Consider the following 23,271-nt stretch of genomic DNA (forward strand, 5'->3'; position numbering starts at 1 on the left):
GGTGCGATCCCCCCTGCTCTGGACGTTCGTCGCGTCTTTCGTGCTGCTCTGCGGGGTCGGCGGCTGGCTGCTGACCGACCCCGCGACCAGCCGCAGCGACGCGCTGAAGACCGCGGGCCTGGCCGGCGGCGCGGTCGTCGCGCTGTACGCGCTGTGGCTCAACGACCGCCGCCGTCGCGTCGAGGAGGCACGGCAGGAGGTCGAGCGGCGGCGGCACGACCTGGAGATGAGCCGCGCCGAGCAGGACCGCGAGCGGATCTCCGACGAGCGGTTCGCGAAATCCGTCGAGCTGCTCGGCCACGAGGCCGACCAGGTGCGCGTCGGCGCGCTGCACGCGCTGGCGGGCCTCGCGCGCAGCCGTCCGCTGTACACGCAGACGGTGCTGGACGTGTTGTGCTCGTATCTGCGCCGCCCGTTCACCCACGCGCGCTACGACGACAGCAAGCCGTCTGCCGAGGACGAGCGGGAGCTACAGGTCCGGCTGACCGCGCAACGGCTCGTCGCGGAGCTGCTGCCCCGCACGTCCGAAGTGGACGGTGCCGCGTACGACCTCGACCTGACCGGCGCCGTACTGGAGTACCTGGACCTCTCCGGCCGCCGGATCGGCGGGCTGCTGCTGCGGTACGCGGCGCTCTACAGCAGCACCAATCTCAGCGGCTGCGTGATCACCGGCCGCGCCTACTTCACCACCGCGGGTACGGAAGACGGCCGGCAGATCGGCTACTTCCGTTGCCGGGGCGCGAAATTCCTCGACCACGCGTGGTTCAGCGGCACCAAGTTCAGCGAGAAGGCCGACTTCACCGAGACCGTCTTCAGCGGCCGCACCACGTTCAAGGACGCGGTGTTCGCCAAGGAGGCCGTGTTCACCGGCGCTTCCTTCGACGGCTCACTGGACCTGAGCCGCACGTCCTTCCAGGGCCACACCGAGCTGGACTTCGCGCGGGAGCCAGAGCGGCCTTCGCTGTACAACACCAAAGTGCAGTCCACAAAGGACGTCATCCTGCCGCAGGACTGGGAACTGGAACCGCTCCCCGACGGGTCCGCACGCCTGACCGAGCGAAAGGGGCCGCCCCCGGAAACCCGGGAACGGCCCCTCTAGAACAAACTTCAGTCGAACAGCGCGGGCAGCGTGCTCTCGAAAGCGGTCCGCAGCTCGTCCAGCGTGAACTCGGTGATGCCCTGCAGCTCCAGGGCGCCGGACTCCGGGTCGACCACGCCGGTCTTGCGCCACGGCAGGCCGCGCGCGGTGCACATCTCGGTGAACCGCAGCTCCTCGGTGCGCGGCACGGCCACCAGCACCCGGCCCGCGGACTCGGAGAACAGCTGCACGAACGGGTCCTGGTCGGCGTCGAGGAACACGCGCGCGCCGCACTGTCCGATGAGGACGGTCTCGACGAGCGCCTGCGCCAAGCCGCCGTCGGAGAGGTCGTGCGCGGCGGAGATCATCCCGTCGCGCGAGCCGGCCACCAGGATCTCGCCCAGCAGCTTTTCGCGGGCCAGGTCCACGCGCGGGGGCACGCCGCCGAGGTGGCCGTGCAGCTCGCGGGCCCAGGCCGAGCCGTCCAGCTCGTCGTGGGTGTCGCCGAGCAGCAGCAGCGTCTCGCCGGCCTCCGCGCCGATGCCGGTCGGGATGCGGCGGGTGACGTCGTCGATCACGCCGAGCACGCCGATCACCGGGGTGGGCAGGATGGCCGTCGAACCGGTCTGGTTGAAGAAGCTCACGTTGCCGCCGGTGACCGGGATGCCCAGCTCGACGCAGCCGTCGGCGATGCCGTGCACGGCCTGCTCGAACTGCCACATCACGGCCGGGTCGGTCGGGGCGCCGAAGTTCAGGCAGTCCGAGACCGCGACCGGGGTCGCGCCGCCGGTGACCACGTTGCGGTACGCCTCGGCCAGCGCCAGCTGCGCGCCGCGGTACGGGTCGAGGTAGACGAACTTCGAGTTGCAGTCCGTGGCCACCGAGACGCCGCGGCCGCTGGACTCGTCGATCCGGATCATGCCGGAGTCCGACGGCTGGGCGAGCACGGAGTTGCCGCGCACGTAGCGGTCGTACTGCGAGGTGACCCATTCCTTCGACGCCTGGTTCGGCGACGAGATCAGCTTCAACAGGTCCGCGCGCAGCTCGTCCGGAGTGGACGGACGCGGCAGGTTCGCCGAGGTGTCCGCGATCAGGGCGTCCTGAGTGGACGGACGCTGGATCGGCCGGTCGTACACCGGGCCCTGGTGCGCCACGGTGTGCGCCGGGACGTCGACCACGACCTCGTCGTGCCAGGTGATCACCAGGTGCTCGCCGTCGGTGACCTCGCCGATGTCGGTGGCGATCACGTCCCACTTGCGGCACACGGCCATGAACGCCTCGACGTTCTCCGGCGAGACGACCGCGCACATGCGCTCCTGCGACTCGCTGGAGAGCACCTCGGCCGGCGTCATCCCGGTGGCGCGCAACGGAACGCGGTCGAGGTAGATCTGCATGCCGCCGTCACCCGCGGCCGCCAGCTCCGAGGTCGCGCAGGACAGCCCGGCGCCGCCGAGGTCCTGGATGCCGACGACCAGCTCCTCCTTGAACAGGTCGAGGCAGCACTCGATCAGCACCTTCTCGGTGAACGGGTCGCCGACCTGCACGCTCGGCAGCTTGCGGCGCCCGGCCGCCGACTCGTCGCCGGAGAAGGTGTCGCTGGCCAGCACGGAGACGCCGCCGATGCCGTCGAGGCCGGTGCGCGCGCCGAACAGGATGATCTTGTTGCCGGTGCCCGAGGCGAACGCCAGGTGCAGGTCCTCGACCCGCATCGCGCCGACGCACAGGGCGTTCACGAGCGGGTTGCCCGCGTACGAGGGGTCGAACACCAGCTCGCCGCCGATGTTCGGCAGGCCCAGGCAGTTGCCGTAGCCGCCGACCCCCGCGACCACGCCGGGCAGCACGCGCTTGGTGTCCGGCGCGTCCGCGGGGCCGAAGCGCAGCGCGTCCGCCACCGCGAGCGGCCGCGCGCCCATGGCCATGATGTCGCGCACGATGCCGCCGACACCGGTCGCCGCGCCCTGGTACGGCTCCACATAGGACGGATGGTTGTGGCTCTCCACCTTGAACGTGACGGCCCAGCCCTCGCCGATGTCGACCACGCCGGCGTTCTCGCCGATGCCCGCGAGCATCTTCGACTTCATCTCGTCCGTGGCCGTCTCGCCGAAGTAGCGCAGGTGCTTCTTCGACGACTTGTACGAGCAGTGCTCGCTCCACATCACCGAGTACATCGCCAGCTCGGCGTCGGTGGGACGGCGGCCGAGGATCTCGCGGATCCGCGTGTACTCGTCTTCGGCGAGGCCGAGTTCGAGGTACGGCTGCGTCGCTTCCGGGGTCTCCGCGGCGCGCGCGGTGGTGTCAACGGTGCTGGTCACGGTGTCCGTGTCAGGGTTCGCCACGGGCTCAAGACTACGTGTTGGCCAGGTCACCCCCGCAGTAAGGGCTCGTGAATGTTTATGACGGTTCTAACCGTCCTGAACACTCACGAGCCCGTCCGTTCGCCAGGGGATAAATCGGTCGCGCCGGCGGTGGCGGGCCGCTTACCGTTGGCAATCGTGCTTTCCGCCACGTACCCCTTCCCGACACCGCGGCTGCCCGAGCGGCCGACGGCCGGACGCCTGCTGCTCGCGATGCTGCGCACGCGGCCGTGGCTGGTGCTCACGGCCGCCGTCACCGGCTCGCTGTGGTCGCTGCCGAGCGCGCTGCTGCCGCTGGTGATCGGCCGCGGCGTGGACGCGATCGCCGCGGGCGACACCGGCGCGCTCTGGCGGTGGGCGCTGGTCGCGGCCGGGCTCGGCGTGGTGCAGGCGCTCTTCGGCACGTGGCTGCACTTCGTCTCGTACGGCCTGTGGCTGCACGGCGCGGGCACCACGCAGCGGCTCGTGACGTCGCACACCACGCGGCTCGGCGCCGTGCTGCGCGAGGCGACGACCACCGGCAACGTGGTCGCGGTCACGTCCTCGGACATCAACTGGATCGGCAACACCTTCGAGGTGATCGGCCGGACGGTGGGCTCGGTGGTCGCGTTCGTGGTGATCGGCGTCGCGATGCTGTCCTCGTCGCCGCTGCTCGGCATCGTCGCGCTGGTCGGCGTGCCGCTGGCGGTGCTCGGCATCGGGCCGCTGCTGCGGCCGCTGCAGAAGCGCAAGACGGTGCAGCGCGAGAACCTCAGCGAGGTCAACGCGCTGGGCGCCGACATCGTGTCCGGCCTGCGGATCCTGCGCGGGGTCGGCGGCGAGCGGCGGTTCCTGAAGCGGTTCCGCGCGGCGAGCCAGCTGGTGCGCCGGTCCGGCGTCGAGGTCGGGCGCAGCGAGGCGTGGCTGGCGGCCGCGGCGATCGTGCTGCCGGGCCTGGTCACGGTGGCGATCACCTGGCTGGGCGCGCGGCTCGCGCTCGACGGGACCATCGGCGTCGGCGAGCTGGTGGCGTTCTACGGCGTCTCGGCGTTCCTGGTCGTGCCGGTGGACACCGCGACGGAGGCGGTCAGCGCGCTCAGCTCGGGCACGGTGTCCGCGCGGAAGATCTGCGTCCTGCTGTCCCTGCGGCCGAAGCTGGCCGAGCCCGCTTCGCCGGTGCCGTTGCCCGAGGGGCGGCTGGACCTGGTCGACACCGAGAGCGGCATCCGCGTCGCACCCGGCCGGCTGACCGTGGTCGACCTCGGCGCCGAGGCGGAGGCGATCGCCGAGCGGATGGCGCGCTTCGCCGACGCCGCCGAGGGCGAGAGCGTGCTGATCGGCGGCGTGCCCGCGGACCAGGTCGCGCTGGCGGAACTGCGTGCCCGCGTGGTGTTCGCGCACAACCAGGACATCTGGTTCTCCGGCGTGTTGCGCGACCAGCTGACTCCCGCCCGGCCGGGCGACGTCGGCGTCACCGAGGCCCTGTACGCGGCCGACGCCGACGACATCGTGGAGGCCCTGCCCAAGGGCGTCGACGAGGTGATCGGCGAACGCGGCCGGGAGGTGTCGGGCGGCCAGCGGCAACGGCTGAGCCTGGCACGGGCCCTGGCCGTGGACGCCGATGTGCTGCTGCTCGACGAGCCGACTTCGGCCGTCGACGCGCACACGGAAGCAAGGATTACCCAGCGCGTCGCCGAGCTGCGGCGCGGACGGACGACCGTCGTCTTCAGCCAGAGTCCACTGTGGATTCACGTGGCGGACGACGTGGTGAGCGCGAAGGCGGTGACGGTGTGAAAAGGCTCCCCCTGGCCTCGCGGCGCGAGGTCCGGCGCTGGGTGGTGAGCACGGCGTCCGAGCATCGCCGCGAGTTCACCGTGATGCTCGGCCTGTTCTTCCTGGCCACGCTGATCGGGCTGGCCGGGCCGCAGCTGCTCGGCCTGCTGGTCGACGGCGTGGTCAGCGGCAGCAGCACCACCCGCGTCGACCTGCTGGCCGGCGGCTTCATCGTGGTGCTCGTGCTGCAGGCGCTGGCCAAGAAGGCGGCGCGGCTGCGCGGGCGGATGTTCGGCGAGCGCGTGCTGGCGCAGACCCGCGAACGGTTCGTGACGAACGCGCTGGACCTGTCGCTCGGCACCGTTGAGGCGGCCGGCACGGGCGACCTGCTCAGCCGCGCGACGAGCGACATCAGCCGGCTGGACCACGCCGTGCGCTTCGCCGCGCCGGAGATCCTGATCGCCGCGGTGACGGTGCTGCTCACGACCGTGGCGATGATCTTCACGTCGCCGCTGCTCGCGCTGGGCCTGCTGGTGGCCGTGCCGCTGCTGGTACCGGTGAACGTCTGGTACCAGCGGCGGATCCCGTCGCGGATGGCGTGGATGCTCGACCGCTGGGGCGACCTGCAGTCGGCCACCCACGAGACGGTCGAGGGCGCGCGGACCACGGAGGCGCTGGGCCTGGCCGAGCGGCGCATCCGCACCGGCACCGACGCGCTCGACCAGGCCGTGCTCGGCGAGCGGCGGATGCGGGCGTTGCAGCTGCGCTGGCTGCCCTCGCTGGAGATCAGCTACGTGCTGCCGATCGCGGTGATGCTGCTGATCGGCACGTTCGCGTACAGCCGCGGCTGGGCCGGTCTGGGCACGATCACGACCATGCTCGCGTACGCCCAGGCCATGACCGCGCCGCTGAACGAGGCGCTGTTCTGGATGGAAGACCTGCAGGTGGCGCTGGCCGCCGCGCGCCGGATCCTCGGCGTGAAGCCGTCTTCGTCGACCGAGGCGAAAGACGCGTCGGTGCCGCGCGGGCGGGACATCACCGTCGAGGACGTCCGCTTCGGCTACACCGAGGACCGCGAGGTGCTGCACGGCATCGACCTGCGGGTGCCGCGCGGCGAGCGGCTGGCGATCGTCGGGCCCTCGGGCGCGGGCAAGTCGACCCTCGGCCGGCTGCTGGCGGGCATCTCGGCGCCGACCGCGGGGTCCATCCGCGTCGGCAGCACCGAGGTGTCCACGCTGGCGGACGACGTCCTGCGCGGCGAAGTCCTGCTGCTCACCCAGGAGCACCACACGTTCTCCGGCACGCTGCGGGAGAACCTGTCGCTGCCCGCCCGCCGCGACGGGGGCGACTGGACGGACGAGGAGCTGACCGCCGCGCTGGCCTCGGCCGGGGCGGCGGAGTGGGCGGCGGCGCTGCCGGACGGGCTGGACACGAAGCTCGGCTCAGGCGCGTACGCCGTGCCCGCGGGCCTGGCGCAGCAGCTGGCGCTGGCCCGCGTCGTCCTGGCCGACCCGCACACGCTGGTCCTGGACGAGGCGACGTCGCTGCTGGACACCGGCTCGGCGCGGGAGCTGGAACGTTCGCTGAACGCGGTCCTCGCGGGCCGCACGGTGATCGCGATCGCCCACCGCCTGCACACGGCGGCCGCCGCGGACCGCGTGGCCGTGGTCGAGGGCGGGCGCATCACGGAACTCGGCTCGCACGCGGAGCTGATGGCCGCGGGCGGCCCGTACGCCCGGCTGGTGGCGGCCGCGGGCTGAGTCCGTGAGGAATGCCGGTGGCGGTCTCGGCGTTGGTTCGGTTCGAACCGATCTCACGGGGGTGTGTATGGCGGTCATGACCGTGACCGAACGCGAGAAGTTCCTGGCCGAGCCGCATGTGGGGGTGCTCGCCGTGGCGCGCGACGGACGGCCGCCGCTGGCCGTGCCGATCTGGTACTACTACGAGCCGGGCGGCGAGCTTCTGCTGTGGACCGATCGGGACTCGGCGAAGGGACGGGCGATTCAGGCCGCCGGGGAGCTGAGCCTTTCGGTACAGCAGGAGACCCGGCCGTACAAGTACGTGACGGTCTCCGGGCCGGTGGTGGCAGCCTCGGAGGCGCCCACCGACGCCGAGGCGTTCCGGATCGCCGCCCGTTACTCGCCGGACGACGAAGCGTGCGCGTTCGTGGACGGCAGGCTCAACGAGGGCTCGGTGCTGATCCGCGTGCGGCCGGAGAAGTGGCTCTCCTCCGATCACAGCAAAGCCTGAGGCGCCAACGAAAAAGGCCTCGCATCCGGACGTACCGGTGCAAGGCCTTTCTCGTGGGGCTCAGATCTTCGCGAGTGCGTCCACCGCGCTGTAGAACATGCCGAGACCGTCGTCCGAAGGGCCGGTCAGCGCGTCGATCGCGTGCTCGGGGTGCGGCATGAGGCCGACGACGCGGCCGCTCTCGCTGCGGATGCCCGCGATGTCGTTGCGGGAGCCGTTGGGGTTGCCGCCGACGTAGCGGAACACCACGCGCCCCTCGGCCTCCAGCTCGTCCAAAGTGGACTGCTCGGCCATGTAGCAGCCGTCGTTGTTCTTCAGCGGGATGAGGATCTCCGCACCCTGCTCGTACCGCGTGGTCCAGGCCGTCTCGTTGTTCTCGACGCGGAGCCACTGGTCGCGGCAGACGAAGTGCAGGCCGACGTTGCGGATCATCGCGCCGGGCAGCAGGCCGGCCTCGCAGAGGATCTGGAAGCCGTTGCAGATGCCGAGCACGGGCATGCCCTTGCGGGCCGCCTCGATCACCGACGTCATCACCGGCGCGAAGCGCGCGATCACGCCGGCGCGCAGGTAGTCGCCGTAGGAGAAGCCGCCGGGGACGACCACGCCGTCGACGCCGTGCAGGTCGTCGTCGGCGTGCCACAGGGGCACGGCCTCGGCGTCAGCGTAACGGACCGCGCGCGCGGCGTCGCCGTCGTCCAGGGTGCCGGGGAAGGTGATGACGCCGATTCGGGCGCTCACGCGTCCACCCGCCGGATCGTCCACTGCTCGATCACGGGGTTGGCGAGGAAGCCCTCGGCGATCTTGGCGAGCGTCTCGTCGTCGACGGAATCGTCGACCTCGAGCTCGAAGTGCTTGCCCTGGCGCACTTCCGCGACCCCGCTGAAGCCCAGCCGCGGCAGCGCGCGGGCCACCGCCTGGCCCTGCGGGTCGAGGATCTCGGGTTTCGGCATGACGTCGACGACGACTCGGGCCACGGCAGGCTGCTCCTTATTCACGCAGGTCGTGGGTACGGCCCGAGCCTACTTGACCGGTCAGGGCCCCCGCCCGACCGGTGCCGGGCGCCGTACGACTGGCCACGGCGGCACGCCAGGAGGATGCTGCTCGCGGGGCCTTTCCCCAGGCCGCGGGCTGGGCCATGATGAGTCGTTGGCAGTACGTCAACATGAGCAGCTGGAGGCATCGTGGCCGGTCAGGAGTCCTTCGACTACGTCATCGTCGGAGCGGGCAGCGCGGGGTGCGTGCTGGCCGCGCGGCTGAGCGAGGACCCGTCGGCGCAGGTGCTGCTGCTCGAGGCCGGCGGCGAGGACACCGCCGACGAGATCCACATCCCGGCTGCGTTCCCGTCGCTGTTCAAGACCCGCTGGGACTGGAACTACGAGACCGTCGAGCAGAAGCACACCGGCAAGCCCGCCTACTGGCCGCGCGGCAAGATGCTCGGCGGCAGCTCGTCCATCAACGCGATGATCTACATCCGCGGCAACCGCGCCGACTACGACGGCTGGCGCGATGCCCACGGCGCCACCGGCTGGGGCTGGGACGACGTGCTGCCGTACTTCAAGCGCGCCGAGGGCAACCAGCGCTTCGACGGCCCCCTGCACGGCACCGACGGCCCGCTGAACGTCGAGGACCGCCGCTTCACCCACGAGCTGTCGAGCGCCTGGGTCGACAGCGCGGTGGACTGGGGGCTCAAGCGCAACGAGGACTTCAACGGCGAGACGCAGGAGGGCGCGGGCGTTTACCAGGTCACGTGCAAGCGCGGCCGCCGCTGGTCCACCGCCGACGCCTACCTGCGTCCCGCCATGTCGCGGCCGAACCTCACCGTGCGCACCCACGCGCAGACGACGCGTGTGGTCTTCGAGGGCACCCGCGCGGTCGGTGTGTCCTATATGGACAAAGGAGTCGAGGTGACGGCGCGCGCCTCGGCCGAGGTGCTGCTGTCCGGCGGCGCGGTGAACTCGCCGCAGCTGCTGATGCTGTCCGGCGTCGGACCGGCCGAGCACCTGCGTGAGCTGGGGATCGACGTGGTGGCCGGGCTCAGCGGCGTCGGCGACAACCTGCACGACCACCCGGCCGCCGGGATCATCTGGTCCACCAAGGGCACCACGGACCTGGTCAGCGCGGCCACCCCGGCCGGGCTCGTGCGTTACCAATTGACGCGGCGCGGCCCGCTCGCGTCGAACATCGGCGAGGCCGGCGCGTTCTTCTCCACCCGCGACGGCCTGCCCGGCCCGGACATGCAGGTGCACGTCGCCCCGACGCTGTTCTACGACAACGGCATGCGCGAGCCCACGATGCCCGGCTTCACCTCCGCGGCCACCCTGGTCGACGTCGCCAGCCGCGGCCGGCTCCGGCTGAAGTCCGCGAACCCGATGTGGAAGCCGGAAATCGACCCGGCGTACTACTCGGAGCCGATCGACCTGGACATCATGAAGTCCGCCCTGCGCTCGCTGATCGAGATCGGCCGCTCGGGCCCGCTCGCGCGGTTCCTGGACAAGCCCTTCCTGCCGGCCACGCACGAGCTGTCGGACGACGCGCTGACCGACCACATCCGCGAGAACACCCAGACGCTGTACCACCCGGTCGGCACCTGCTCGATCGGCTCGGTGGTCGACCCGGACCTGCGCGTGCGGGGCGTGGAAGGCCTGCGCGTCGTCGACGCTTCGGTGATGCCGGTGGTACCGCGCGGGAATACGAACGCGCCGACGATCATGATCGCGGAGAAGGCTGCTGATTTGATCCGTTCGGCTTAGCTCCGAACCGCAAGGACTTGTGAGTGTTCAGAACGGTTGGAACCGTCCTGAACACTCACGAGTCTTCAACGGGAGTCCGCGATCGCACCCCGGCAGATTTCCTGCAGCCGGTCCGCCAGGCCCAGCTGGGTCCGCAGGTCTTCCGCCCCTGGCACGTGATTGAGGTCGAAGAAGACCTCCTCGACGCCCACGGCAGCGAGGCGGCCGATGTCCTTGGTGAGCTGGTTCCAGCTGCCGGTGGCGAGCTGGCGTCCGTCCTCCGGCAGATCCGCGTCGTCCGGGGTGAGTTCGATATTGGCGCGGACGATTGTGGGCAGGTCCCAGGCTTCGCGGCCGCTCGATTTCGCCGCGGCCCGAACGAGATTCCGCATCTCGACGAGGTTGTCGACGGGGACGGCAGTCGGGTTGAAACCGTCGGCGAGCCGCCCCACGCGGTCCAAGGACTTCGGGCTGAAGCCGCCGCCCATCACGATCGGCAGCGGATCCTGGGCCGGCTTGGGACCGAGGATCGACGCCGGAATCGTGTAGTACTCGCCGGAGAACTCCACCGGATCGGGACCCCAGACCGCTCGTAACGCCTGAACCGCTTCTTCGGCCATCCGGCCGCGGTGGCGCATCGGTGCTCCGGCGGCATCGAACTCGTCGGCCGACCAGCCGAGCCCGACGCCCACGGTCACCCGGCCGTGCGAGAGCTGGTCCAGTGTCGCGAGCCGTCGGCCCAGCAGCACGGGGTTGTAAAAGGGCAGGTTGAGCACGCTCACGCCGAGCCGGATCCGCTCGGTGATGGCGGCCGCGTAGGTCAGGACGGTCAGGTGCTCGAACACCCTCTTGTTCTGCGGGCCGAGCCGGCCGTGGGAATTCCCCGGGTAGGGCGTTTTCGGTTCGACGGGATAGAGCATCCGGTCGGCGGTCCACAGGGAATCCCAGCCGTTCCGCTCTGCGTACAACGCGAAGTCCCGGATGTTCCCGGCGGTCGCTTGCTCTCCCAGATGCGGGAGATTCAGGCCGATCTTCATGGCTTCGGTCCCTTTCAGCGGGGGTCGACGCGGAGGGAGAAGGAGTAGCTCTTCACGCCGTGGGCGCCCAGGCCCATCAGCAGCAGGCCGGTTTCCTCCAGCCGCCGGGCCATTCCGAGCAGACCGGTGTCCAGCGGGCGCATCCCGATGCTCGTGATGAACGCCGAAACGCGCGCCTTGGCCTGCTCGTCGTCGCCGGCGATGAACACGTCCAGCGGATGGCCTTCACCGGTATCGGCGGCCAGGACGTTGCCGAAGATCGTGTTGAACGCCTTCACGACGTGCGCGCTGGCGGGCGCGGCCTTGGCGATCTCCTCCGCGGCCGAGGTTCCGTCCGGGACGAGGAGTTCGGTGAAGCCGGGCGCGAAGGGATTGCTGATGTCCACGATGACCTTGCCCGCCAACGCATCCCCGTACTGGCTGACGACCGCCGCGGCGCCGGCGTACGGCACGGCCAGGATCACGATGTCACCGGCCGGAACGGCGCCGAAGGTCCCCGCCGTGGCCCCGCCTAGCGTGCGGGCCAGCTCGGCGGCCTTGGCTGGGTCGCGGCCGACGACTTCGAGGGGGTGACCGCTCTGGCGCGCGCGGGCGCCCAGGACGCGAGCCATGCCGCCCACGCCGATGATGCTGATGCTGCCCACGGTTCGTCCTGCTTTCGGTAGTGCGTGTTCCGTCAAGCAGTCCAACCGCGGGTGCGGAGCCACCCTTCCCGTCTTGGAATCGATATAAATACCAATAATGATAAATTCTGATTATGCCAACACTGAGGGCGCTCGAGTGCCTGCTCGCCACCGCCGAACTGGGGTCGGTGACTCGCGCCGCGCACCACCTCCACCTCTCACAACCGGCGATCTCCCACCAACTGGCCGCTCTCGAACGAGAGGCCGGGACCGCGCTACTGATCCGCGACCGCCGTGGAGTGCGCCTCACCTCGGCCGGACGCGCCGCTCTCGCCGAAGCGCGGCGAGCTGTGGACGCGGCCGAGGACGCCATCCGGCTCGCCCGCGCAGCCGGGGAGGGCGTCGGCGGCACCGTCCGTGTGGAGTGCGCGCAAAGCCTGACGGTCGGGTTGCTGGCTCCCGTACTGGCGGACTGGCACCGCGACCGCCCCGACGTCACGATCTCGTTCCGTGAAAGCACAAATCTGGAAAAGAGCTTCGCGACGCTGGAGTCCGGCGAGACCGACCTTTTGCTGTTCGCCGACCCTGGGAAAACGGAACTCACGACGACCACCGTCGCCGAAGAAGAGATCGTCGTGGCCCTCCCTGCGTCGCATCCGCTGGTCGCCCGCCCGGCCATCCGGCCGCGGGAACTACAAGGCGAGCCGTTTGTCCACTTCACTGCCGAAAACGGGCTGGGCAGCTGGATCGAGGAGCGCCTCGACGAGGTCGACCTGCGGAAATCGGTGGTGGCCCGCACTGCCGTGACGACCCATGCGCCCCAGCTGGCGGCCACCGGGCTGGGCGTGACCGTCGTCCCGATCAGCGCCATCACCGCCGGGTTCCCCGGGGTGATCCGGCCGTTCGAACCACGATGGCGACGACGTCTGGTCGCGATGACCGCCACCTCGCGTGACCCGCTCATCGCGCGGCTGGTCGGCGATCTTCGCGCCGCGGGCCTGCGGGTACCGGACGATGTTGCCCAGCAGTTGACTTCGGCCAAGGCTTGACTCCGTGGCCGTCAGGCCGAATGTTCCGAGCACAGGCACTTCACGCCTGTTTCGAGCCATTCCCGGCCGGCCCATTCGGGGTGACGCTGGATCATCAACGCCGAAATCTCCTCGACGATCGCCTCCTCGCTCATCGCCGAATCGCGGCGGGTCCAGGTTTCGTCGCGGAGCAGGGTGAGGTAATCGCGGACGTCGGTGAGCAGTCCGGCGTCGCCGATGGCGCCGTGACCGGGGACGACAACCCGCGGCGGCTCGGCGGCCAGCCGCTGCATCACCGCGAGCCAGCGGGTACCCGAAACGTCGACGTCGTGCGGCGGGAACCACGGGAAGATCGCGAACTGGCCCGCTTCCACCAGGTCTCCGGTGAATAGGACGTCCGCGTCGGGCACCTTCACCACCTGGTCACCCCGGCTGTGCGCACGGCCGGTGGCGCGGAGCTGCACCAGGCGGCCGCCCAGGTCCAGGTCGTACGCCTGGTCGTAGACGACGTCGGGCTGCACCAGTTCGACGCCCTCCAGCCTGCGCGCGACGACGTCGCCGAGTCCCCGGAACATCTCGAGGTAACCGGGGCCTTTTGTCTTGAGGTCGTCGGCTTGGGCCTGGTTGATCAGGAACGTCGCCTCGCCCGCGAAGGTCTGCGCACCGAATGCGTGTTCGGGGTGGAAATGGGTTGTCGTCAGATAGATCTTGCGACCGCGCGCGTAGTCCTCCGCGAATTTCCGCACGATTTCCGCATTGCTCGGGCCCATTCCAGTTTCGACGATCAGCACTGCTTCATTGCCACCGATGATGCCGATATTCGGAACGAGTTGAACATTCCGGTCCGGAATCACCACCAGATCCCGGGCTATCTCCTGGGCGGTCTCCACTCGCACGACGGGATCTGACGACACTGGTTCGGCCATGACAATTTCTCCCCGTGACAAACGAGTCTGCGATCCGCCCTCGGACACGGGCGGCGGCTGCGTCGGATCAACCTGCGTCCAGTCCATCGCGGGCTCGCGGGGTTGTCCAAGTCCGATTCCGTGCCGCCGATACCGTCCGAGTATCGTCGCCGGTGATGGACTTACGCGAGCTACGTTATTTCGTGGCGGTCGCCGAGGAGCTGCATTTCGGCCGGGCGGCCACGCGGCTGAACATGACCCAGCCGCCACTGAGCCGGGCCATCAAACAGCTCGAGACGGAACTCGGCCAGGTCCTGCTGCACCGCTCGCCCAGCGGGGTGGCGCTCACCGCCGCCGGCTCGTCGCTCTACGACGAGGCACGCACCTTGCTGGCACAGGCCGACCGAGTGCGCACCCGGGTCGCCGCGGCGGCCGGCGCGGCCACCATCACCGTCGGCACCCTCGCCGACAGCGCCGAGCAGGTCGGCACCCGGCTCGCCGCCGCGTACCGCGAACGTCATCCCGGGCTGCACGTCCGGATCCGGGAGGCGGACCTGACCGACCCGACCGTCGGGCTGCGAAGCGGCCAGGTCGACGTGGCCCTCACCCGCGCACCCTTCGACGAAACCGGCATTGTCACCCACGTGCTGCGCACCGACCCGATGGGCGTGGTCCTCCGCGCGGACGATCCCTTGGCCGGCCGGGAAAGCCTCCACTCCGACGACCTCGCCGACCGTCTGTGGTTCCAGCTACCGGAGGGCACGGACCCGATCTGGCGCGCGTACTGGCGCGGCCCGGCCGGCCCACTCCAGGATGGACCGGTCGTGCGGACGGTCCATGAGTGCATGCAAGCTGTTCTGTGGAACGGATCCGTGGGGGTGACGCCACTTGTCCACAAGCTGCCCGCGGGGCTCACCGCGGTGCCGTTGGTGGACATGTCGCCGAGCGACCTGGTCGTCGCCTGGGTGGGCGCCAACCCTGGGCCGCTGATCCGTTCTTTCGCCCAGATCGCCGCGGCGGTTTACCGATCGGCGGCTTCTGGTTAGGCCCAGCCCAGATCTCGACCCAACTATCCACGCCAGGTCTGACCCAAGCACTTCTCCACAGCTAGGCACGGCCCATCCCAGCTATCGATCTTGGGTCCGACCCACCCAGTTCTCCGCGACTCGGCGGCCCTCGTCCCATGGTCCACCACGGTCACCCATCCACCAAGGCCATCTATCCACTTAGGTCAGTTGGCCGCCGCGGCGGGCTGGGTCCGGCCTAGCCCAGATCTCTGAGGTTAGGCGGAACCCACCCAGTTGCCCACAGGTAGGTCCGACCTAACCGACCATCCACAGGGTGATTCACTCCAGACGACTGTCCACATGTGATCAAACTGTCCACATGTGGATCGATCCTGGCCGGTCGTCCACCGGCGGGTTCGACCTAACGAAGCTTGCGGAGCGCCTCGGGGGTCAGGTCGGCGAGCGTGGGGTAGCCGTCGACGGCCATGATGAGGTCGGCTTCGGCCAGGAGAGTGCGGAGGACGTGGACAACTCCGTCCGCGCCGTCCAAGGCCAGGCCCCAGGCATACGGGCGACCGACGCCGACCGCGGTGGCGCCCAAAGCCAGGGCCTTGACCACGTCGGCGCCCGAGCGAACACCCGAGTCGAACAGAACCGGGACGTCGCCGGCCGCCTCGGCCACACCCGGCAGGCAGGCCAGGGCCGGGAGCCCACCGTTGGCCTGGCGGCCGCCGTGGTTGGAGCAGTAGATCCCGTCCACGCCACCGTCGATGGCCCGGCGCGCGTCGTCGGGGTGCTGGATGCCCTTGACGATCAGCGGGAGCTTCGTCAGCGACCGCAGCCACGGCAGATCGTCCCAGGTCAGCGGGCTGCCGAAGAGCTGCGCCCACAGGCCGACGGCCGCCATCGGGTCCTCCTCCGGCGCCTTGCCGAGGAGCTTGCGGAAGACCGGGTCGGTGAAGTAGTTGGCGAGACAGTGCCCGCGCAGCTGGGGAAAGTTGGCGGTGGACAAGTCGCGCGGGCGCCAGCCCGTGACCCAGGTGTCGAGCGTGACCACGATGCCCTTGAACCCCGCCGCCTCCGCGCGTTGGACCAGCGACGCCGCCAGATCCCGGTTGGTCGGGGTGTAAAGCTGGAAAAACCCAGGCGTGTCACCGAATTCGGGGACGACCTGCTCCAGCGGGTCGACGGTGAGCGTCGAGGCGACCATCGGCACGCCGGTCTTCGCGGCGGCGCGGGCGGTCGCGAGGTCGCCGTGGCCGTCCTGCGCGCAGATCCCGATGACACCCACCGGCGCAAGGAAAAGCGGGCTCGGCAGTTTCAGGCCGAACAGGTCGACCGAGAGGTCACGTTCCTTGGCACCGACGAACATCCGCGGGACGAGCCCCCAGTCGCCGAACGCCTCGACGTTGCCGCGCTGGGTCGCCTCGTCACCGGCACCACCAGCCACATAGGACAGTACCGACGGCGGAAGTGCCTGGGCCGCACGGGTTTCCAGCTCGTTGTAGACCATCGGCAGGGTCGGAACCCGGCCGGTGAGCCCGGCGAAGTAAATCTCGTTCTGGAAGTCGCCGAAGGATGAAGGGCGGGTCATCGTGCTCTTTCTATTCGGTCCGCACCCGGCAAGGTGCGGCGCACCACGGCCGGCGGCCCGGTCAAGATGGGTCGAACCCACCTGGCCGAGGCCGCCGGCCGCGTCTGGCTTCCGGTCAACGTGCGGAAATGACTGGGTCGGACCTAACGCTTGCCGTGCAGGATGGTGATCAGTTTGACCACCAGCGCGTCCGTGGATTCCTTGCGGCTGAAGGAAGTCAGCGTCAGCGGCGCGGTGAAACGCTGCCGGGCGACCGCCTTCGGCCGGGCGAACTCACGCAGGCCTTCCGGGCCGTGGATCCGGCCGAAGCCAGAGTCGCCGACGCCGCCGAACGGCAGCGAGGCGATGCCGGCGAAGGAAAGCGGCGCGTTGATGGCCGTCATGCCGGTACGGAGCCGGCTCGCGAGTTCCATGCCGCGCGACTTCGAGAACACGGTCGAGCCCAGGCCGTACTTGGTGGCGTTGGCTTTGTCCACAGCCTCGTCCATGTCGTGGACCTTGGCGATCGTCACGGTCGGGCCGAAGGTCTCCTCGCGCACGGCCTCCGAGTCCTCGGGCACGTCCACCAGCACGGTGGGCTGGGCATAACGATCGCCGACGGAGTCGACGCCCCCGAGCACCGCGCGGCCGCCTCGTTCGATGGCGTCGGCGATGTGGCGACGGATCACCGCGAGCTGCGAAGGCATCGTCACCGGGCCGTACTGCGCGTCCTCGTCGGAGCCCGCACGGATGTCGCGCGACTTTTCCACAACCTTGGCCACGAACTCGTCGTGCACCCGTTCGTGGACGTACACCCGCTCGACGCCGATGCAGGTCTGGCCGGAGTTCGAAAAAGCGCCCCACACGGTGGCTTCGGCGGCGGCGTCGAGGTCGGCGTCCGCGTCGACGAGCACCGGGTCCTTGCCGCCGGCCTCGATCACGACCGGAGTGAGCGTCTGGGCCGCGGCCGCCATGATCTTCTTGCCGGTGGCGGTGGATCCGGTGAAGGCGATTTTGTCCACACCCGCGCTGACCAGCGCCGCGCCGGTCTCGCCGAAGCCCGTCACGAGTTGCAGCACCGGGTGCTCCGGGACGATCTCGTTGAAAGCATCCACAAGCCACTTACCCACACCCGGGGTGTACTCGCTGGGCTTGAACACCACGGCGTTGCCGGCCGCGAGCGCGTACACAATCGAGCCGAGCGGGGTGAACACCGGGTAGTTCCATGGGCCGATCACACCGACGACGCCGAGCGGCCGGTACTCCACCGTCGCCGCCTGGTTCGACATCAGCAGCCCGGCCGAACGGCGTTGCTTGCCGAGGATCTTGCGCGCGTGCTTGCCCGCCCACGCGATGTGCTCGATGGCCAGGACGCTCTCGAGCTGGGCGTCGGCGATCGGCTTCCCGGTCTCGTCGCGCACCACCTGGCACAGCTGCGGCAGGCGCCGGGTGATCACGCCCTTCCACTGCCGGAGCCGATCCGCGCGGCCGGCGTAGCCGAGGCCGTCCCACCACTCGCCCGCGGCGCGGGCCCTCTCGACGGCGGCGCGCACGTCGTCGGCGCTGTGCACCGGGTACGTGCCCACGACCTCGTCGGTCGCCGGGCTGAGCGAATCGAAGGTCTCGCCGACCGAAGTCGGCTTCGGCTGGACGGCGGTCATCGGCGTCTCCCCTTGCTCTCGGCTACGGCCCAGGCTACGAGGTTGCTGACGCAGTGCCAATACTCGCCCGAGACTCACCGCCAGCATCGCATCGGGGAGCGCCCGGGGAAAGGGCAGGCACGCCGTGCCCGGCTCACGCCCTTTGATGCTCGGTGCGCCGGGAGGGGCACAAGTGACTCACGTGACCACCGATGCGATGCCTCGCGGCTCGCCACGAACGGGCGACTACCGAGGCCACCATGTTCAAAGGTCCCTCACTCGGGTGACAGCGAACAGGGCCGCCGCGACGCCGGCCAGCGGCGCCATCCACAGCGGCAGCACCCCTACAGCCAGCGCCCCCAGCCCGAACCCACACGACTGCACCGTGAACGACAACGAAAACCCCTCCGACCGGCGCTTCTCCGGAAGCAGCCGCTGCATATTCACCGAGGCGACCGCCACGAGCGGCCCCGTCGCGACTCCCACCAGCACCACACCGACCACCAGCCCGGCCCACCCGAGATTCGCGGCGACAACCGTCCCACCCACGACGAAGCCGCCCAGAAACAGCCGGGGCCGGCCGACCTTCCCGCGCCACGCGTAGAAGGCGCTTCCCGCAATGCTCGCCCCGCACAACACGGCCACCACCAGCGGCGCCGCGGTGGCCGGAGCGCCAAGCCGCTGCACGAGAGGCAACGGCGCAACCTCGATCGTCGAGAGCAACAGCCCGACCGTGAACTGGCACGCCAACCACGGCAAACAACGCGCCAGAGGGACTTTTGCGCCGGAGGCATCCGGGACGACGGGCATGTCCCCGGCGGGTCGCGGCTCCACCGGCCGCTCGGCTTGGCGCGGCGGGTCCGGACGGTGCGCCGGGTCCGCCGGGATCGAGCGCAGTGCAGTTCGTGGGTCCTGGTCCGACCGCGAGTCGGCGGGCATCGCGCTGGATTGTGATGGATCCGCAGGTCGCGACGGGTCTGGAGACAGCAGTGAGTCGCCCGACCGCGACGGATCCGCAAGCCCCAGCCGGTCCGGAGACAACACAGGGGCGGCAGATCCCGGCGGCTCCGCAGGCGGCGGTGGCTCCGGAAGTCGTGGTCGGCGCGGGGGCGCCGGGGTGGCGGAGAGGCGACGGGGCACCAGCAGGGCGGCGGCACAGCAGGCAATGGCCATGGCGGTCAGCGGGGTGAGCGGCCCCAGCAAGGCCAATCCGCCGACGATGGCGGGGCCGGTGACGAGGATGCCGTCCAGAAGCATTGCGTCGACCGCTACGGCGCGCGGGAGCAGGGCGTCGTTCACGGTGGTGGCCAGGAGTGAACGGAAGCCGCCGGAGAGGCCACCGCCCATGGCGCCGGGCAGGGCCACCAGCGCGATCAATGCCAGGAAGCTCGGCTGTGAGACCGGCGCGGTTCCCGCCAGGGCACCTGGGTGGGAGACCGGCGCGGTTTCCACGGGAACGCCTGGCGAGGGCATCGAGGAAGTTCCCGCCGACGTGCTCGCCCAGGCAGCGATGGCCAAGGCCGCCAGGCTAAGTGCGACTAGCAGCAGTGAGATGCGCAGGCCGCGGGCTGGGCCGATGCGGTCCAGTAGACGTCCGACGGGTAGGGCGCCCGCGGTCTCGGCCACCACGTACACCGCCATCATCACGCCGCCGAGGCGGTATGAGCCCGTGATGGACGTGGCCAGCCCAGTGAACGCCAACGGTGCCATCGCCCCGGGCAGTCGCGCCAGCTGCACACCCGCCGACCAGCGCCAATACGCTCGATGAGTCAGGAGAGCCATGGCTGAGAGCTTCACGTCGCCGCCCTCGGCCAGGACACTGATTCGGGTGAGGCCGAATCTTGGAGGTGCACACGGACGATGCTGGAGCTGGTGCTGAGCACAGCCGGGGTGCGGTTCGCGATCACGCCGCTGGAGGAGGCGCTCGGCGCTGTCCAAACCCTGCTCGGGATGCGGGGGCATCCGGCGCACCGGGCATGGGCTGCCGAGTTCGACAGTGGCAATCGCAACAACAGCAGCCGTGAAGCGAGCGAATTTGGAGCCCGCCGCAGCGCCAGCGACCGCGAGGACAGCGGTCTCGGGGCCCGCCGCGCAGCCGGCGCCAGCGAACTCGGAATCCGCCGCCAAGCTGGCAATCGTGGGGGCGGCGCGCGCGAGGCCGGCAGGCACGCCGCCAGCAGTCACGAAGTCGGCGATCTTGGCGGCCCCGGCGGCTTTGGCGAGCTTGTTGGATTCAGCGGACTTGGCGGCGATGGCGGACTTGGCGACTCTGCCGAGCTTGCTGGACTCGGCGGCGAGCTTGGCGACTCTGGCGGGCTTGGCGGTTTCGAGGACCTCATGATCCCCGAGTTGGCGGCCGTCCTTCGGGGGCGGCACTACGTCACCGAATTTCTCAGTCCGCCGCCGGATTCGCCGGAGACGAGTGTGGAGGCGCAGCTCGAGGCGGTGCGGCGCACGCCGCCGGAGCAGGTTGCGTTGGAGTTGGGGATGGTGGACGCCGATTTGCGGGTGCTGCCGTCTGATCCGGCCGTTGCCCGGGATGTGCTTGCCGATCAGCTGGAGATCGTGTGGCGTCGGCTGATTTCGCCGTGGTGGCCCCGGTTTCGGGAGGTGTTGGCTGCCGACATCCGGCACCGGACCCGGGTGCTCGGGGAGCACGGCGTCGCGGCGGTGTTCGAGGGGTTGCATCCGCGGGTGCGGGTGGCGGGCGACTCGGTGCTGGTGGACGTCGTCGCGCGGGAGCGGCTGGAGTTGGACCGGCGCGGGCTGCTGCTGGTGCCCGGTGTGTTCACCTGGCCGTCGGTGGGGGTGGTGACGGTTCCACCGTGGCAGCCGACGCTGCTCTACCCCGCCCGCGGCGTCGGCGAGCTGTGGACGGCGCGCACGGAGCCGCCGGACGCGCTGGCCGGGGTGCTCGGGCGGACCAAGGCGACGTTGCTCACGGCGCTGGACCGGCCCGCCTCCACCGCGGAGCTGGCCGAGCGGCTGGGCCTCGCCGCCGGGACCGTCTCCGCGCACCTCACGGCGCTGCGGGCGGCGGGGCTGGCCGCGTCCGCGCGCAGCGGGCACCGCGTGCTCTACCGGCGGACCGAGCTTGGCGACGCCCTTTGCGCAGGCATAGGGTGAAAGTGACCATGTGTGAAGGAGAATCCTGATGCGGATCGTCCATTTCGGACATGCCTGCGTACTGCTCGAGACCGACGGCGAGCGGATCCTGATCGACCCGGGCACGTTCTCGACCGACTTCGAGGGCGAGCGCGAGCTGTCGGCCGTGTTCATCACCCACCAGCACTTCGACCACATCGACGGCGAGCGGCTGCCGAAGGTGCTGGCGGCGAACCCCGGTGCGAAGCTGATCGTCGACCCGGGCTCGGTCGAGACGGTGGAGAAGCTCAACCTGCCGTTCGAAGTCGCGAACCCCGGTGACGCGCTCGAAATCGGCGCCACCGCGGTGAACGTCGTGGGCGGCGAGCACGCCGTGATCCACAGCGACATCCCGCGGATTCCGAACATCGGCTATGTGGTGGACCACGGCGCCTTCTACCACCCGGGCGACTCGTTTTTCGTGCCCGAGCAGAAGATCGACGTGCTCGGGCTGCCCACGGGCGCGCCCTGGCTCAAGGCGGGCGAGGCCGTGGACTTCCTGCGGGCCGTCGCACCGCGTCGCGCCGTGCCGATCCACGAAGCGGTGCTCGCGAACCCGGGCATGCACTACGGCCTGTTCGGCAACCTCTCGCCCGAGGGCACCGAGGTCAAGGTGCTCGAACGCGGCGAACTGACCGAAGTCTGACGCTCGACCGCCGCCGCCGCTGAGTTCGCGGCGGTGGCAGTGGGTGCTCGTGTACGTCGCCGCGTGCCTGGTCGGGCCGCTGCGGTGTGGCCTGCCCGAGAGACCCGGCCCGGCTGCGGCGCGGCCAGAACGGGAAACCCCGGGGCACACGCGGCGGTGCGGCCCAACGGGGAGGCCCGGCTCGAGCCGTGGCCTGGCCTGAAGCCAGATCCGACTCAGGCGGCGGCGGTGTGGCGCAGTGAGCCGTACGTGCTGCCGAAGGCGCGGTTCTCCAGGGCGACGTCGACGGCATCCAGGAAGGCTTGGCGCAGGCCGGGGCGGGCGAGGTCTACGGCGTCGATGTCCAGGCGGACCAAGCCGCCGCGGCGGGCGGCTCGGGCGGCGGCCAGGACGAGGGCGAAACAGCGGACCGTTTCGGTGCGATGGGACTGGCTGGCGAACTCCTGCACGCGGGCCCGCCGGACCTCGCCGGTCACCAGATCACGGACCGAGACGAGGTCCGCGCAGAGGGTGAAACCGTGTTCCCGCAAGGCTTGCAGCGTCCCGGACGAGGCGAGCCAGCGCGGCGGCGCGAAGCCGTCGACGGTGACGCCGGTACTGTCCAAAGCGGCCTTCGCGGCGATCAGGCGCAGGCGCGCCTCGTGCGCGGGCAGCGCGGCGAACTCGGCCTTGCGGCCCAGCTGCACGGCTCGGTGCGTCGGCGCGACGCGGTGGTCGTAGCCGTGCAGGAGAACGGAATCACCCGCGGCGGCGCGGCCTCGGACCCACGCAGTGACGGGTCCGCTCTCGGTTCGTGCGACGTGCAGGATGGAGAGCGGGACGCGGCGGCGTTCCAGCTCGGCCGCGAGGTCGGCGCAGCGGTGCAGCGTGCGCGGGGTGGTCCCGGACAGCGATACCAGCAGGCGTGCTTCCACAGAGACCATTGGGCCCGACGCCGGTGGCGGCCGCCTGACCACCCCGTGAACTACGCAGAAAAGACACGTGAGGCTTTGCCTTCCGACCAGGGCGGCTGGAGGAGGCGCCTACGCTTTCGCGCCTTCCAGCAGACGGCGGACGGCCACCGCGATACGGCCGCGGAGGTCGGGGTCCGTCACCTCTCCCTCGGCCACCGCGTGGCGGGGCACGGGGATGCGGGCGCAGGCCTCGTCGACGATTCGCGCGCCGGCGTAGGTGAGGACCTTCCGGAGGGAGTCGTGGGCGTCGGCGGCGCCGGTCGGGGCTGCGACGGAGGCGGCGTTGATCCACGCCACCGGCTTGCCGTAGACCTCGCCGCCGCCGACGGTCCAGTCCAGCAGGTTCTTGAACGAGCCGGGCAGGCCACCCGCGTATTCGGGGGTGCAGATCAGCACGGCGTCGGCCCCGGCGATCTCGGCGCGGAGGGCGGCGACGGCCGGGTGCAGGGGCTCGACGTCTTCGTCGGGGTTGAAGTGGGGGAGATCGGCCAGCCCGGTGTAGATCTTCGACTCGGCGAAGCGCCCGGCGGTCGTCAGGACCGCCGCGTTTCC

At 70.4% G+C, this 23,271-nt stretch carries 19 protein-coding genes and 1 pseudogene; 9 read left to right on the top strand and 11 right to left on the bottom strand.

What is annotated here, in order from left to right; all coding sequences use genetic code 11:
* Position 1 precedes the first annotated feature (1 nt).
* Positions 2–1,099, top strand: coding sequence for a pentapeptide repeat-containing protein (locus OG371_RS13770; RefSeq protein ID WP_329069180.1), 1,098 nt, complete (start codon positions 2–4; stop codon positions 1,097–1,099).
* A gap of 8 nt (positions 1,100–1,107) precedes the next feature.
* On the opposite strand, the gene purL is transcribed toward OG371_RS13770, so the two are convergent.
* The gene (gene purL / locus OG371_RS13775; RefSeq protein ID WP_329069182.1) at positions 1,108–3,414 is read right to left on the bottom strand and encodes a phosphoribosylformylglycinamidine synthase subunit PurL; all 2,307 of its coding nucleotides are present in this window, start codon (positions 3,412–3,414) and stop codon (positions 1,108–1,110) included.
* 156 nt (positions 3,415–3,570) lie between these two features.
* Here purL and OG371_RS13780 point away from each other — a divergent pair, with 156 nt between their 5' ends.
* From OG371_RS13780 to OG371_RS13790, 3 genes are all read left to right on the top strand, one after another.
* Positions 3,571–5,205, top strand: coding sequence for an ABC transporter ATP-binding protein (locus tag OG371_RS13780; RefSeq protein WP_329069183.1), 1,635 nt, complete (start codon positions 3,571–3,573; stop codon positions 5,203–5,205).
* Positions 5,202–6,944, top strand: a complete 1,743-nt coding sequence (locus tag OG371_RS13785) for an ABC transporter ATP-binding protein (RefSeq protein WP_329069184.1) — start codon at positions 5,202–5,204, stop codon at positions 6,942–6,944. Before OG371_RS13780 ends, OG371_RS13785 begins: the two co-directional genes overlap by 4 nt.
* A gap of 76 nt (positions 6,945–7,020) precedes the next feature.
* Complete coding sequence (locus OG371_RS13790; protein ID WP_442876110.1) at positions 7,021–7,434, top strand: pyridoxamine 5'-phosphate oxidase family protein; 414 nt, start codon at positions 7,021–7,023, stop codon at positions 7,432–7,434.
* Positions 7,435–7,494: 60 nt separating this feature from the next.
* On the opposite strand, the gene purQ is transcribed toward OG371_RS13790, so the two are convergent.
* Both purQ and purS read right to left on the bottom strand, forming a co-directional pair.
* A complete protein-coding gene (purQ, locus tag OG371_RS13795) occupies positions 7,495–8,172 on the bottom strand; it encodes a phosphoribosylformylglycinamidine synthase subunit PurQ (protein ID WP_329069188.1) in 678 nt (225 codons plus the stop codon).
* A complete protein-coding gene (gene purS, locus OG371_RS13800; RefSeq protein ID WP_329069190.1) occupies positions 8,169–8,408 on the bottom strand; it encodes a phosphoribosylformylglycinamidine synthase subunit PurS in 240 nt (79 codons plus the stop codon). The genes purQ and purS overlap by 4 nt, the downstream gene beginning before the upstream one ends.
* A gap of 207 nt (positions 8,409–8,615) precedes the next feature.
* Here purS and OG371_RS13805 point away from each other — a divergent pair, with 207 nt between their 5' ends.
* On the top strand, positions 8,616–10,184 hold the full coding sequence (locus OG371_RS13805) for a GMC family oxidoreductase (RefSeq protein WP_329069192.1): 1,569 nt from the start codon (positions 8,616–8,618) through the stop codon (positions 10,182–10,184).
* A gap of 65 nt (positions 10,185–10,249) precedes the next feature.
* Here OG371_RS13805 and OG371_RS13810 read toward each other — a convergent pair whose 3' ends face one another.
* Together OG371_RS13810 and OG371_RS13815 are read right to left on the bottom strand one after the other, a co-directional pair.
* Positions 10,250–11,200: an LLM class F420-dependent oxidoreductase gene (locus OG371_RS13810; protein WP_329069194.1), complete on the bottom strand. Its 951-nt coding sequence runs from the start codon at positions 11,198–11,200 to the stop codon at positions 10,250–10,252.
* A 14-nt stretch (positions 11,201–11,214) separates the two neighbouring features.
* Entirely contained in the window at positions 11,215–11,844 is a 630-nt protein-coding gene (locus tag OG371_RS13815) for an NADPH-dependent F420 reductase (protein ID WP_329069196.1), read from the bottom strand.
* Positions 11,845–11,957: 113 nt separating this feature from the next.
* Between OG371_RS13815 and OG371_RS13820 the strand changes: the two genes are divergently transcribed.
* Positions 11,958–12,872 (top strand): LysR family transcriptional regulator, encoded by a 915-nt coding sequence (locus OG371_RS13820; RefSeq protein WP_329069198.1) that lies wholly within the window; start codon positions 11,958–11,960, stop codon positions 12,870–12,872.
* 11 nt (positions 12,873–12,883) lie between these two features.
* Here the strand turns inward: OG371_RS13820 and OG371_RS13825 are convergent, their stop codons facing one another.
* Positions 12,884–13,777: an MBL fold metallo-hydrolase gene (locus OG371_RS13825; RefSeq protein ID WP_329073042.1), complete on the bottom strand. Its 894-nt coding sequence runs from the start codon at positions 13,775–13,777 to the stop codon at positions 12,884–12,886.
* A gap of 155 nt (positions 13,778–13,932) precedes the next feature.
* Here OG371_RS13825 and OG371_RS13830 point away from each other — a divergent pair, with 155 nt between their 5' ends.
* Positions 13,933–14,802 (top strand): LysR family transcriptional regulator, encoded by an 870-nt coding sequence (locus OG371_RS13830; RefSeq protein ID WP_329069200.1) that lies wholly within the window; start codon positions 13,933–13,935, stop codon positions 14,800–14,802.
* 382 nt (positions 14,803–15,184) lie between these two features.
* Here OG371_RS13830 and OG371_RS13835 read toward each other — a convergent pair whose 3' ends face one another.
* From OG371_RS13835 to OG371_RS13845, 3 genes and pseudogenes are all read right to left on the bottom strand, one after another.
* On the bottom strand, positions 15,185–16,357 hold the full coding sequence (locus tag OG371_RS13835; RefSeq protein WP_329069203.1) for a lactate 2-monooxygenase: 1,173 nt from the start codon (positions 16,355–16,357) through the stop codon (positions 15,185–15,187).
* Between the two features lie 143 nt (positions 16,358–16,500).
* Entirely contained in the window at positions 16,501–17,997 is a 1,497-nt protein-coding gene (locus tag OG371_RS13840) for an aldehyde dehydrogenase family protein (RefSeq protein WP_329069206.1), read from the bottom strand.
* A gap of 243 nt (positions 17,998–18,240) precedes the next feature.
* A pseudogene (locus tag OG371_RS13845) lies at positions 18,241–18,765 on the bottom strand (MFS transporter); the annotation flags it as partial.
* A 1,071-nt stretch (positions 18,766–19,836) separates the two neighbouring features.
* Here OG371_RS13845 and OG371_RS13850 point away from each other — a divergent pair.
* Together OG371_RS13850 and OG371_RS13855 are read left to right on the top strand one after the other, a co-directional pair.
* Positions 19,837–21,102 carry an ArsR/SmtB family transcription factor gene (locus OG371_RS13850; protein WP_329069208.1) on the top strand — a complete coding sequence of 422 codons (1,266 nt, stop codon included), beginning with the start codon at positions 19,837–19,839 and terminating at the stop codon, positions 21,100–21,102.
* A 28-nt stretch (positions 21,103–21,130) separates the two neighbouring features.
* Positions 21,131–21,766: an MBL fold metallo-hydrolase gene (locus OG371_RS13855; RefSeq protein WP_329069211.1), complete on the top strand. Its 636-nt coding sequence runs from the start codon at positions 21,131–21,133 to the stop codon at positions 21,764–21,766.
* Between the two features lie 215 nt (positions 21,767–21,981).
* Here OG371_RS13855 and OG371_RS13860 read toward each other — a convergent pair whose 3' ends face one another.
* Positions 21,982–22,689 carry a DUF2334 domain-containing protein gene (locus OG371_RS13860; protein WP_329069212.1) on the bottom strand — a complete coding sequence of 236 codons (708 nt, stop codon included), beginning with the start codon at positions 22,687–22,689 and terminating at the stop codon, positions 21,982–21,984.
* A gap of 99 nt (positions 22,690–22,788) precedes the next feature.
* Complete coding sequence (locus tag OG371_RS13865) at positions 22,789–23,256, bottom strand: NADPH-dependent FMN reductase (protein WP_329073044.1); 468 nt, start codon at positions 23,254–23,256, stop codon at positions 22,789–22,791.
* Positions 23,257–23,271: the final 15 nt, after the last annotated feature.

The organism is Amycolatopsis sp. NBC_01480 (assembly GCF_036227205.1).
Lineage (GTDB): Bacteria > Actinomycetota > Actinomycetes > Mycobacteriales > Pseudonocardiaceae > Amycolatopsis.